Origin of the sequence: Bartonella propinqua (genome assembly GCF_047263965.1) — a bacterium.
GTDB lineage: Bacteria > Pseudomonadota > Alphaproteobacteria > Rhizobiales > Rhizobiaceae > Bartonella.
In genome coordinates this window covers 1-10828 of the sequence record NZ_JBLEBK010000013.1, presented here as the reverse complement: position 1 = coordinate 10828, position 10828 = coordinate 1, and the positions used below count along the sequence as shown (strand labels likewise).

Annotated in this window: 18 protein-coding genes and 3 pseudogenes; 10 read left to right on the top strand and 11 right to left on the bottom strand. The window is 35.4% G+C overall.

The features are described from left to right. Positions 1 to 433, bottom strand: a 433-nt coding sequence (locus ACMFKV_RS06755; protein ID WP_413154854.1) for a hypothetical protein, incomplete at its 3' end; no start/stop codon positions are given. An 88-nt stretch (positions 434 to 521) separates the two neighbouring features. On the opposite strand from ACMFKV_RS06755, the gene ACMFKV_RS06750 reads away from it, so the two are divergent. From ACMFKV_RS06750 to ACMFKV_RS06740, 3 genes and pseudogenes are all read left to right on the top strand, one after another. Next, the gene (locus ACMFKV_RS06750) at positions 522 to 788 is read left to right on the top strand and encodes a BrnT family toxin (protein ID WP_332060816.1); all 267 of its coding nucleotides are present in this window, start codon (positions 522 to 524) and stop codon (positions 786 to 788) included. Then, the gene (locus ACMFKV_RS06745) at positions 766 to 1071 is read left to right on the top strand and encodes a BrnA antitoxin family protein (protein WP_413154853.1); all 306 of its coding nucleotides are present in this window, start codon (positions 766 to 768) and stop codon (positions 1069 to 1071) included. The genes ACMFKV_RS06750 and ACMFKV_RS06745 overlap by 23 nt, the downstream gene beginning before the upstream one ends. 49 nt (positions 1072 to 1120) lie before the next feature. Further along, positions 1121 to 1418, top strand: a pseudogene (locus ACMFKV_RS06740) (HigA family addiction module antitoxin). A gap of 51 nt (positions 1419 to 1469) precedes the next feature. On the opposite strand, the gene ACMFKV_RS06735 reads toward ACMFKV_RS06740, so the two are convergent. The 4 genes from ACMFKV_RS06735 to ACMFKV_RS06720 form a co-directional block, all read right to left on the bottom strand. Continuing rightward, positions 1470 to 1748: a hypothetical protein gene (locus ACMFKV_RS06735; RefSeq protein WP_413154852.1), complete on the bottom strand. Its 279-nt coding sequence runs from the start codon at positions 1746 to 1748 to the stop codon at positions 1470 to 1472. Then, positions 1745 to 2476 (bottom strand): antA/AntB antirepressor family protein, encoded by a 732-nt coding sequence (locus ACMFKV_RS06730; protein WP_413154851.1) that lies wholly within the window; start codon positions 2474 to 2476, stop codon positions 1745 to 1747. Before ACMFKV_RS06730 ends, ACMFKV_RS06735 begins: the two co-directional genes overlap by 4 nt. 569 nt (positions 2477 to 3045) lie before the next feature. After that, positions 3046 to 3636, bottom strand: coding sequence for a hypothetical protein (locus tag ACMFKV_RS06725; protein ID WP_413154850.1), 591 nt, complete (start codon positions 3634 to 3636; stop codon positions 3046 to 3048). A 3-nt stretch (positions 3637 to 3639) separates the two neighbouring features. Further along, positions 3640 to 4005, bottom strand: coding sequence for a hypothetical protein (locus tag ACMFKV_RS06720; protein WP_413154849.1), 366 nt, complete (start codon positions 4003 to 4005; stop codon positions 3640 to 3642). Between the two features lie 387 nt (positions 4006 to 4392). Between ACMFKV_RS06720 and ACMFKV_RS06715 the strand changes: the two genes are divergently transcribed. The 3 genes from ACMFKV_RS06715 to ACMFKV_RS06705 all read left to right on the top strand — a co-directional run bounded on the left by ACMFKV_RS06715 (position 4393) and on the right by ACMFKV_RS06705 (position 5647). Beyond that, the gene (locus ACMFKV_RS06715; protein WP_413154848.1) at positions 4393 to 4839 is read left to right on the top strand and encodes a hypothetical protein; all 447 of its coding nucleotides are present in this window, start codon (positions 4393 to 4395) and stop codon (positions 4837 to 4839) included. 167 nt (positions 4840 to 5006) lie between these two features. After that, positions 5007 to 5189: a type II toxin-antitoxin system HicA family toxin gene (locus tag ACMFKV_RS06710; protein ID WP_413154847.1), complete on the top strand. Its 183-nt coding sequence runs from the start codon at positions 5007 to 5009 to the stop codon at positions 5187 to 5189. A 35-nt stretch (positions 5190 to 5224) separates the two neighbouring features. Then, complete coding sequence (locus ACMFKV_RS06705) at positions 5225 to 5647, top strand: type II toxin-antitoxin system HicB family antitoxin (protein ID WP_413154845.1); 423 nt, start codon at positions 5225 to 5227, stop codon at positions 5645 to 5647. A 3-nt stretch (positions 5648 to 5650) separates the two neighbouring features. Here the strand turns inward: ACMFKV_RS06705 and ACMFKV_RS06700 are convergent, their stop codons facing one another. Beyond that, complete coding sequence (locus tag ACMFKV_RS06700) at positions 5651 to 6217, bottom strand: hypothetical protein (RefSeq protein WP_413154844.1); 567 nt, start codon at positions 6215 to 6217, stop codon at positions 5651 to 5653. 10 nt (positions 6218 to 6227) lie between these two features. Next, positions 6228 to 6670, bottom strand: a pseudogene (gene ssb / locus ACMFKV_RS06695) (single-stranded DNA-binding protein). Between the two features lie 310 nt (positions 6671 to 6980). On the opposite strand from ssb, the gene ACMFKV_RS06690 reads away from it, so the two are divergent. From ACMFKV_RS06690 to ACMFKV_RS06675, 4 genes are all read left to right on the top strand, one after another. Continuing rightward, complete coding sequence (locus ACMFKV_RS06690) at positions 6981 to 7172, top strand: hypothetical protein (RefSeq protein WP_413154843.1); 192 nt, start codon at positions 6981 to 6983, stop codon at positions 7170 to 7172. Positions 7173 to 7239: 67 nt separating this feature from the next. After that, positions 7240 to 7668: a type II toxin-antitoxin system HicB family antitoxin gene (locus ACMFKV_RS06685; RefSeq protein ID WP_413154842.1), complete on the top strand. Its 429-nt coding sequence runs from the start codon at positions 7240 to 7242 to the stop codon at positions 7666 to 7668. A gap of 287 nt (positions 7669 to 7955) precedes the next feature. Beyond that, positions 7956 to 8132: a type II toxin-antitoxin system YafQ family toxin gene (locus ACMFKV_RS06680; RefSeq protein ID WP_413154841.1), complete on the top strand. Its 177-nt coding sequence runs from the start codon at positions 7956 to 7958 to the stop codon at positions 8130 to 8132. Positions 8133 to 8507: 375 nt separating this feature from the next. Continuing rightward, a complete protein-coding gene (locus ACMFKV_RS06675; RefSeq protein WP_413154840.1) occupies positions 8508 to 9392 on the top strand; it encodes a hypothetical protein in 885 nt (294 codons plus the stop codon). Here the strand turns inward: ACMFKV_RS06675 and ACMFKV_RS06670 are convergent. The 4 genes and pseudogenes from ACMFKV_RS06670 to ACMFKV_RS06655 form a co-directional block, all read right to left on the bottom strand. Then, positions 9355 to 9819 carry a hypothetical protein gene (locus ACMFKV_RS06670; protein WP_336288743.1) on the bottom strand — a complete coding sequence of 155 codons (465 nt, stop codon included), beginning with the start codon at positions 9817 to 9819 and terminating at the stop codon, positions 9355 to 9357. The two genes, ACMFKV_RS06675 and ACMFKV_RS06670, sit on opposite strands and share 38 nt — an antisense overlap. Before the next feature lie 59 nt (positions 9820 to 9878). Further along, positions 9879 to 10070, bottom strand: a complete 192-nt coding sequence (locus tag ACMFKV_RS06665) for a hypothetical protein (RefSeq protein WP_413154839.1) — start codon at positions 10068 to 10070, stop codon at positions 9879 to 9881. Positions 10071 to 10326: 256 nt separating this feature from the next. After that, the gene (locus tag ACMFKV_RS06660; protein ID WP_413154838.1) at positions 10327 to 10593 is read right to left on the bottom strand and encodes a hypothetical protein; all 267 of its coding nucleotides are present in this window, start codon (positions 10591 to 10593) and stop codon (positions 10327 to 10329) included. Positions 10594 to 10629: 36 nt separating this feature from the next. After that, positions 10630 to 10828: pseudogene (locus ACMFKV_RS06655) on the bottom strand (hypothetical protein); the annotation flags it as partial.

The window sequence follows — 10828 nt, the reverse complement described above, 5'->3', positions numbered from 1 at the left end:
ACCCAATCTGGGCAGCAATGCTGGCACCGAAACGATGGGGAAAATTCAACATCGCATCACGATGTGCTTTTCCGAAATCATGCGCTGCTTTCTTCACTTCTTCCCGATCAACCGTTGTCTCACGCAAGCGTTCAAGCGCAATCTGTTCGCTCTCAAGCGCAACTTGCATTCTCTTGAGTTTGATTTCGTATTCATTGGCTCCATTCATGGAGTTCTGTTTAATTTTTGCATGGGGCTGACTGGCAGATTGTAACCGCTTTGTGGGGTTCTTATTCCATATGGCTCTCGCAACCGTTTCATTGACCGAACCATCTGCAAAGAGTGCCTCATCAAATTTGCCCGTTTTAAATCGAGAGACAACAGCATTGGGAGACACACCCATCTTTTTGGCAAACGCACGAACCGATATCCCCTTACGTCCCTTTTTATTCATTGAATATTTGCCTGTTTGAATAGTTTATAGGAATTATCGTACACTTTAATTTATTTACAGCATCATATTTTTAGTGTACATAAAATATATGAAGATAGTGTGGGATGAACCAAAAAGAGCTTTGAACATTGATAAACATAAGCTTGATTTTGCAGATGTTATTTATTTTGACTGGGAGCATGCTTTTATTGACGCAACACATTCAAACCGTATGAAAGCTATTGGACGCTTTGCTGATGGTACAACAGTTGTTATTTTTGTAAAGCTTGGCACTGAAGCAATATCCGTTATCAGTTTCCGTCATGCAAATAAGAAAGAAAGAGAGGTTTTCAATGACTATCAAAAAAACCTTTAAAGATGCACACGATTACACAAAAGAAGACTGGGAAGCTGTGAACTCGCCACCTCTCACAGATGAAGAGCTTGCACGCTTAAAACCAGCGAAAGAAGTTTTACCTGCTTCCTTTTTCAAGTATATAGAAGAAGAACGCCGTAAGCGTGGACGTCCACCGATTGAATCTCCCAAACAAGCGATTACCTTACGCCTTGATCCCGAAGTTATTGCTTCTTTTAAGGCACTGGGAAAAGATTGGCGTGCACGTATGAGTGAAACACTAAAAAAAGCAAGTGGTTGTTAAATCAAAAGCAAAAAAGTGACTAAATCGCACTGATGTGTAACAGTTTAATATGAAAAATTATATAGCGATCCATCCTAGAGAAATTCTACGAGAAGAATATTTAAAAGAATATGCCCTTTCTGCTTATGCTCTTGCAAAAGCGTTGAATATTCCACGTACGCGCATAGAACGTGTTGTTGCTGAAAATAGCCTCATAACACCTGATACAGCTTTAAGATTAGCCTACTTTTTTTGATACCACAGCTGAATTTTGGCTTAACATGCAAGCTGCTTACGATGTAAACATTTTGCAAAAAGAAAAAGCAGAAGAATTTGCTAAAATAGGTAAATTTAAATGTACATCTTAACCACACCTTCCCACCTGCGAAGATGGGAAGATGTTTCGTGTTTCTTTTATGCTAAGCCACTTTTTTAAGTAGGCTTTTTAAATTCGGATCATAAGCTCTCAACAAAGGATTCAAAATTCGAGGAAATTCTGAAACTCCAAAATCTGCAAGGGTAGCTAAAATCTTAACAATATGTGGAGCTTCTTTCTCAAGCTTTAAAACTAAAGCTTTTTCTACTATGCTCATGGTGTTAACCAAGGTACTACATTCCTCATCTTCAATACCATCACGGTTGCACAGCTTAAACAACATCATCCACAAATTATATAAAGAGTCGATACTAGTATTCATTGCACACCCCCATGAATTTGTTCTCTTAAGCATGCCAAGCCTTTTGTGGTGATCTTTGTTGAAGGAAGAACTTTCTCTGTTCCATCGAGTCTTTGAATTGTGATGGTTGGGCAATCCATCAGACCTCTCTTGATCTTATCTTGATAAGGCAACAATGGAGAACTTGGTGCACGACGATAAACCCAGTCATGTCCACGTAAGTAATCAATCAAGTCTTTTGGTCGTATTTCTAATACCTTTGCTGCTTCTGTAAGACCAAATAAACCGTCAGAACGTGTTAAACCTTCAAGTACTTTTGCCTTTGGTTCTAATTGAGCAATGATCGTGTCTTTACGTTCGTTTTCATTGTTTAAATGCGTTAAGACACCGAGCACGACTTTAGGATTCGAGTAGTCAATTTGTGGTGCAGCAATTTGTTTTGCGCGTCGTTCACATTCGATAAAATACTGTCGTGCTTGTCTACCCTTCTCATTACGCTCTACCATAGCAAGCTCTTTTGCCATACTTAAAGTGAGAGCGTAATCCTTAGAAGGACGACCTCCTGAACTTTCGCTCAAAAATGAGCAAAAGTCATATCCTTCTTGAAACTTATAATCTTGAATGCGTCTGATAATCCAATCTTTAAAATTAGTTTTCACTTCCAAAAACGCATGTAACTTACGTGCGTTTACCGTTTGAACAGTCTCCTGTCCAAGCGTTTGTTTTGATATTGGTATGAGGGTATTCATGATAAACTCCTGTGTAGTTAGACGTTTCTTAATGACATCTAAAAAGATGTCGGGTGCTAAGAAACACGGTACACAGTCCGCCGTTATGCTTTCCCCATAAAGGGTATTTTATGGCATAACTACACCCGACAAACCACTATATGCTACAAGCATATAATGAGTCAAAATTTTTCAATTTGCGAGAAAAGATTATTTCGGTAATCTTCCGCTGTGTATTTTAAAGTGTTTCTTAGGCACCTGATTCGACAATAGACATTTTATTGCCATATTGTCAATAGGTGAAAACGTTTTTCGTTAAAATAATTTCTGCTGTACAGCCTGTGCATTAAAACTGTACAGTCTTCACATTAAAGTTAATTGTTTTCAATGACTTATGCGTACAATGTACAGTCAATTTTAAAATTCTGTCGCTAGCGATAGTTCGCGCTAGCCTGCCCCGCAACACTCCCTAACCCGCTGGGAAGTACCTTTCTTATTGATTTCATTGCCTTTTTTCTTAAAACCGCAAAACATTATTGATAATCTTGCCTTAAAAATTAAAATCACAACGTACAGCATATAGACATAGCTTAAGAACATGCCTTAGCCTTGTTCTTGGCAGCATACTCCTGACGAGCAAGTTGTATCTGTATATTTTTGGTTAATCTTTCATTGGCATATTCTGCAATAGAACTTGCAATCTCTGACTGAGACATAACCTCTGCAATGGAGACCCCCTCTTGTTTTGCAATGGGGAATTGGTCTTCGTTTACTCTTTGGAACACGTTACCCCCCATCTTCAAATGAACACGCTGGGGAAATTTTCCACCTTGAATAAAACCATGAGGCAGAATTTTTTTCGTTCCAAACATCATGTAAGTCACGCCGCGTTTTGTTTCTTTTGCCTTAAAAAATTTAAGTGGCAATGGTGTTCCTGAACCAACAATATCCGCTTCAGGGAAATTCGTTGTTGCTTTTGATTTAATGTAAACCCCTCTCTTGACGCGTTTTACTTTGGCTGATGCAACTTCAGAAACTTTCCGTTCTGTAAAACGCTCAACTTGCTTTGCTGCAGTATTCACAGCATTACGAAGTGCCCAATTAAGACGTGGTGCTTTAAGATTGGTGAAGGTATTTTCAACCTGCTGAAGATACCACTTTTGATGAATAGTTAATTTCAAGTGCTAAGCCTTCTTTGTAGAATCTGTTGATGGCTTAGAAGCTTTAACTGCTTTAGGCTTTGCAGAAGCGATCGTTTCTCTCTCTTCTTTCCCGTTTACTTCTACATCCTCTTGTTGCTTATCAAGCTTTTCTGCTGCATTTGTATCGAAAGCAATAATCTCTGTGTTCTCTTGCTCACCTATCTTTGTCTCTTCTTTCTGCTCATCAAACTGCTCTTGATAAAGCCTCACAGCATTTGCACGTTTAAGACGAGAGTACACTGCATGAGAAGTCTCAACGAATGGATTATCTGGAGTTGAAGGTTCAAAACGGACGATGTCTTTATTATCACCCAAAACACACATTGGTTTAGTGATTACTGCTTTCATAGTCATTCCTTTTAAGAGATTATTTAATGACATAATTGGTCATTTATTTATTTTTGTTATTTGAAAAAAAGAAAGAGCCCGTTTCCTTAGGAAAACCAAGCTCTTTAGCCACATTTAAGGCTTAATATTTTACCAATTTTTAAGGGAAAAATCTGAAATTTGGATACAATACAACTTAGTACAGCAACGTCATTAAATACGATTTTTTATACCATGTCAACATAAAAAATCATTATCTTGTGTAATTTTTATTTTTTTACCTATATCTCGTGTATTTAAAAAAATAACACAAATTGTATCAAATAAACGAATCAATTATACGACGGTATAAAAAATGAGCTAAAAATAGGGAGGGGAAGTTAGTATTGTCTTTCAAAGGAGAGAAAGTTGGCGCTATTTTTCAAAAAATTAGCTTTATTAGGAATAATAATTAGTGCACTTTTACCCCTTAATCATGCAAATAGTCAAAAATATATACCAGTTCCTGATAAGGGCGAGTTTTTATGTACTAATAAAAATGAAACAGCATTTGTCTATTTTGATAGACCCCATGAAATAAGATGTCTCGTCAAAAACAAGAGGGGTAGTTATTTAAATAATAAAGAATATACTGCCTATATTATTCCTCCTAATAATCGCGATATAAGTACGTCTATAAAGTGTACACCTCTTAGTGAATTACTTTCTACTATAACAATAATATCCATAATAATCAGTATAATGTCTATTGTTATTAGCTTCCTTTTGCGTCGTGGACTTAAATTCTCTGCAGGCTCATTTGCATTCACAACCGTTGTAATGAGTTTTTGGATCTTTGTATCGAAGCATCTTTAATGTATATATAAAAAATCAATAATCTGGACGCGCTTTTTTACCGCGTAATGTTTGTATTTTTTCACAGCGAAATACTGGTGCAATTTTTGCTTATAAAGCTTTCATGTTATTTTATAAATAACAACATTTTTGTTGTATTGAAACATTTTAGATGCTACATTATCATAATGAATAGTCAAGAATTAAAACGATATCTTTTAAAACAAGGTTGTGATTTCACCGCAGGTAAAGGTGGTCATTTAATTGTAAAACGTGGCTCTAAAAAATCCGTTTTACCCATGCATGGTGCACGAAAAGAACTAGGTACAGGATTAGTTCAAAAAATACTCAAAGACCTTGACTTGAAATAACCCTTTACCTCAACCTTAATAGAAAGGAAGTGCCAATGAAATATGCAATGAAATTTGTTAAAGATGACAATGATACTCTTCTCGTCATTTCTAAAAATTTTCAAGAATTCATTACTTATGGCTCTAATGAAAAAGAAGCTTTAGAAAATGCTAAAAACGCGCTTTTAACAGTTATTATGGGACGTTTCCAAGACCGTGAAATGATCCCTTTTGGTAATCATGATATTGCTTATCCTTTTGTTGAAGTATCTTCATTAGTAACTTTCAAAATTGCAGTACATAATGCTATGATCGAAAAGAACTTACGCAAAGCTGACCTTGTGCGTCTTTTAAAACTTCATCCGATACAAATTGATCGACTATTGGATTTAAACCACGCAACGAAATTAGATGCTTTAGAGTCCACTCTCATTGCTCTTGGAAAAGAAGTTACCATTAATATTCAAGATGCTGCTTGAAATTTAAACATTAATACGATTTTGCGTAAAATATTTATGAAGTGCATTCAGAATAAGACGTAACGAATATACAAGATGTGGCAATGATTGATCTTCTACAACAAGATATTGCAAAGCTGCATAAAAATTATGGTGATGATGCAAATTCTGTGCTTCTTTGATAGCTTCTTTCATATCTGCATAACGGTCAGTTGCTTTTTGAATCCAGTGTTTTCGCGCCTCTTCATCTGATGATAAAGTAATATCATAATAGCCACTCGGCAAACCTTTTGCACATAAATAATCATTTCTGATTTGTAGGTACCGTTGTGCAACATCATACTGATCTTGACTAATGCCTGCTGCATTCTGTTTATATCCAAGCAAACAAAGTCGCCCGATATAAGTGCTAGAAAGTGGATTTTTTGCCTCTTCTATGGTCAAGCCAAAGTGCTTAGCACGCATCTCTATAGTCAATTGATTAACAGGCTCACGTGGTGTTTTTGCACGTGAAATCCGTCCGTTTTTCTCTCTCATACATCCTTCAATCCGTGGGCGTCCACGTTTTTTATGTTTTTTTCTTTTTGCCATATTTTTTCAATCAAAATGGAATGTCGTTATAAGCAGATATGGTTGTATGATTTTGTGTCGGCACTACATTGGTAGACTGTGAAACAGTAGTATCAGAGGCATCGCTATCTTTTTTTGAATCCAACAAATACAATTCGCCTTTAAACTGTGGCAAAACAATTTCTGTAGTGTAACGATCGATACCTTTTTTATCTTGCCATTTACGCGTCTGTAATCGCCCTTCAATATATACCTTGCTCCCTTTTCTGAGATATTGCAGAGCAATTTTTGCAACGTGAGGATTAAAAACCACCACGGAATGCCATTCTGTTTTCTCTACTTTCTGATTGGTGTTTTTATCTCTATAGCTATCGGAAGTTGCCATCCTAAATTGACTACCTCTGTTCCAGAATCCATTGTTTTGCTTTCTGGATCAGCACCAAGACGTCCGATTAACGTCACTTTGTTAAGCATATTTTATATCCTTTTGGGAAGAAAATTGGTATGTGTTAAACAGAATACACATACAAAAAACAAACTTTATAACTGTATTATAATACCACAACACTGCTCATATTTTCAAATAAAATATACAAATAACAAACTGAAAATAAATGATTAATTATCATTTCAACAGTTGCTGTGTATTATTCTTTTTTTAGCTTATCGCTATTCAATAAATATCCTCTAAATAAAAACTCAAGCAAACTTTTTTGTGCGAATTATTATTGATTATCGAACTTTTCTGTGCGATATTAGTTTTATATAGTAATGGGGAATGTACATGAAACGAGAAGCGCTACTTAGAGAGTTGCGTAAAGAAGCCAGAAAAAGAGGCATTTATTACAGTGAAGCTCCTGACGCAGATAAAGGGTCACATTATTTGATAACTTTTGGAGATAAAACAACCGTTATAAAATCTGGTGAATTAACTCCCATCTATGTGAAAATAATAAAAAAACAGTTGGGAATGTGAATCTCCTAACTGCTTTTACTGCTCTTCGTTTCAAACATATCAAAGTGATACACAAGGAAAGAAGTAAATGGAATACACATATTATGCACAACTTGAAGCTGATCCAGATGGCGGCTTTATAATAACCTTTCCAGATGTACCAGAAGCAATAACAGCTGGAGAAAATCGAACTGAAGCATTAGAAAATGCTGCTGAAGCTTTAGGATTAGCATTACGAAGCTATCCTATGCGTGGTCTGTCTTTACCTAAACCACAGCAGTATGACGAACTGGTAGCTGTAACGGTAGATGCTTGGAATGCCTTTAAGTTAGCAGTAATAGAAGCCTTTAATGAAGCTAATATTACAAAAACAGAATTAGCTAACCGTCTCGGTAAAAAAGAAACAGAAGCAAGACGCATTCTTGATCCAAACTACCCAACTAAGCTTCAAACATTAGAGCAAGCACTAACAGTTCTTGGTAAACAGGTCGTTATTACAATTAAGAATGCGGCTTGAACTGCCTATCTATCCTTTGAAGAGTCAAGGATATTTTTAAGGTTAAGAGGAACATAGAGATGAAAGACCGTAATCATGATGACGCAATGGCTGAAATATTCCAGAATGATCCTGAAACAGCAGCAGCTACCCTTGATGCAATCCTAGCTGATGGCACAACCAAGGTGAGCTACTTGTAACGCTTCGCCAAATAATGAAAAATCCTAATAAATTAACGATTGAGATACTGAAAAAAAGCGACAACAGAGAAGATGTATATGTCGCAAAGGATATAAACGATCTATTTCATGATTTGGGGATTTAAGGAAACCTCCACCATTCCGTTTAAGAATCATCCTCTTAAAGGGAATTGGTGTAACTTTCGAGATGTACATATTGAGCCAGATTGGATTCTGATTTACAAAATTAGTGATACTGAAATACGGTTTGAGCGCACAAGAAATCATTCTGGTCTATTTAGATAATACGCATTTGTAGTATATTCTTTTTCAAAACTAATTATATCCTGACTCTATCAGAATTTCTTTTGTAAAAGAGAATAAGAGATTATCTTATTAAACGCAAGCGCTAAATCAACTCAACAAAATACCAAAAAAAACTGTCTTATTTGCAAGCATAACAAAAGTTAAGTAATCTTCGCAGCAAGACTCTCTGAAATTCGTCGTGCTTCCGCAATTAAATTTCTTTCCTTAATCAAAAATTTCAATAAGATATACAGGAATTGATTCTCAAGATACAAAACCTTTGGCAGCACACCCCCGACCTTAATAGCTAAACCAACTTAGATAGTATCTGAATCCATTAGGTGAAGCTATAAACATTATAATTACGTTGATTTTATGAGCACAATTGATCTCTTTTCTTATGATATATATGTCAATTCAAAACCCATTAACACGAAGGATGCTGATGCTTTTTTTGGTAAGCTAGACATCAAAAATACACCCGACAATAATAAAGTTATTACCCTAACAGCTGAAAAGCTTTTCGTGAACTCAAATACTTACTATTTAATCTGTGCTTCAACAGGAAAAAGCAATCCCTATAATCCTGAAGTTATCGACATTGAAGATAACGATTTAAGTGCAACTTCCAATCCACGTCCTAAAAAATTTGTTGAGCTAAAAATACAACACTTTGGAGTTCTAATCCCTCAAACATCCACTCTTTTTTCTTCAAGTAGAAAACTGAATGATCTTTTAAAAAAATATTTACAAGCCAGTATTCATATTGCACCTGCCATTGCTAATGCACAGGTGCTCGAAGAACGACTTAGCTCAGTCAAAGAAATAAAAATGGAATACAAGCAATCAAAACAATTAGATCTTTTTACAATGAGTTCGTCTGAAGAAATAAAGAATTCATCTGAAGAAATAAAGAAGATAGCAGCACATGAAACTGGCTTATTTTTTTCTGAAGATATTAGCGAATTTAATTTTACATTATCTGCCACACTTAAAGAAGAAAATAACACCAAGACTCGCGTAAAGAAGCTGCTTTCTCAAGAAGATCACAACCATAATTTTAAAAAATTAAGTTTTGTTGGCAAAACATATAATAATTTTGACGCAATTTTTAATACTGAAACTTTTCAATATAGAATGAGTATCGAGATAAACAAAGACGAAAACGGTATGTACAATAAAGATGATGTAAAAACAAAACTAGTGAATCAAATGAAAAATTTTATGCAGAATTCAACGCACATGACCGCAATAAATTAACCAAATCATCTATTAATTGATATGTGCGTTTCATAATATAAGCAGCAAAAAGCAACAAAACATACCAAAGAAGAGTATTTGAGATATAAAAAAGAATAGCATTTATTGAAAAAGGGATATCGTATCCTAAAACAATAGAAAAAGAAATATCTGTCTTCAAACCGCATGGAAAGACCAATGTCACAAGCGCCAAAACAATTAAAGAAACAAGCTGATGCATATATAAGCGCAGACCAGATGTTATGATATTCCAAGATGTTGTATATTTATATTGGTATTCTGGATCAAAATGTAACTTTGAAGGAAGTTTAGAGCTACATAAAATTGCGAAAGCAGTCGTCACCATTCCCAAAGCAATGGATGAGAATATTAAAATGCCTTGAATAAAGTCGATATTCTTTTCTAATTTAAAAAAGAATAAACTCATAAATACCATAAACCAGAAGCCATATAATAAAATTTTTGTTTTCTTCATTGTAAACATACTCATTTTTTAATGATTTTTGCTAATCTCATTTGTATTAATTCATAGTTAAGAATGACTTTAGGCAATACACTTTCACAACGTTGTGCTTCCACTTGTGCTCTAGTATCGTACTCCGCTCTTTCAAAGCAAATCCATAACTGACAGCCCTCATTCTTTATGCTATATTCATGTTTGTAAATGCCTTCAAGCATCTCGCTATTCCAAAATTACACGAGAACGCTCAATAGTCACTGCAATATTTTTTACTGACACTAGCTGCCCATACTTTTTAAAAACAAATGTTTTAAATTTGTGTATCTTAAATCCTTAATTCACATTGATGGATTTATTTGCTTTAAATTTAACACCACACAGCTATTTCACTTCTAACGGTAAATTTTACACTAAAAAAACTTTCTAATCACCCTTTAAATGCGTATCTAATTCATAAATAATTATTACTTTGCACTAATTTGCTCTTTTTTTCTCTTGATCCTGAACAAGCGTAAAGGATTGGAAGTGTTCTTTTTTCTCATTGTTTTTTGCACGTGTATTCAGAACAGCCTTGCGAACAACCCTCGCTTTTGTCAGAAGACTATTCTCTATATCACAACACAATCTCACAAGCTCACGTGTACTTGGAAAAAACGTATCGGATAAACCTTCTATCTCATCGCACAAAATCCGTTTAACTGCTCGCATCAGTGACCATACCGAAACCGTTTCAAGCACCATTCCATAGGTCAGCGCTATCCCCGCATGATCTGCATTTTACGCTATTTTCAAACCACACGAAAGCATGCGGATAGCCTTTGCAATGTCCTCTTTTTCCGCTTTCACCGCAAACAGCTCTTGAAGCCGATCATAAGCCTCTAAAGCAAACGTTTCCTGCTGTTTGGTTAACTTACTGCCGTCCTTCAAAACCAGAGGAAAACTCGGAGCGGTCATTTCACGAATGTGCTTTAAAGTA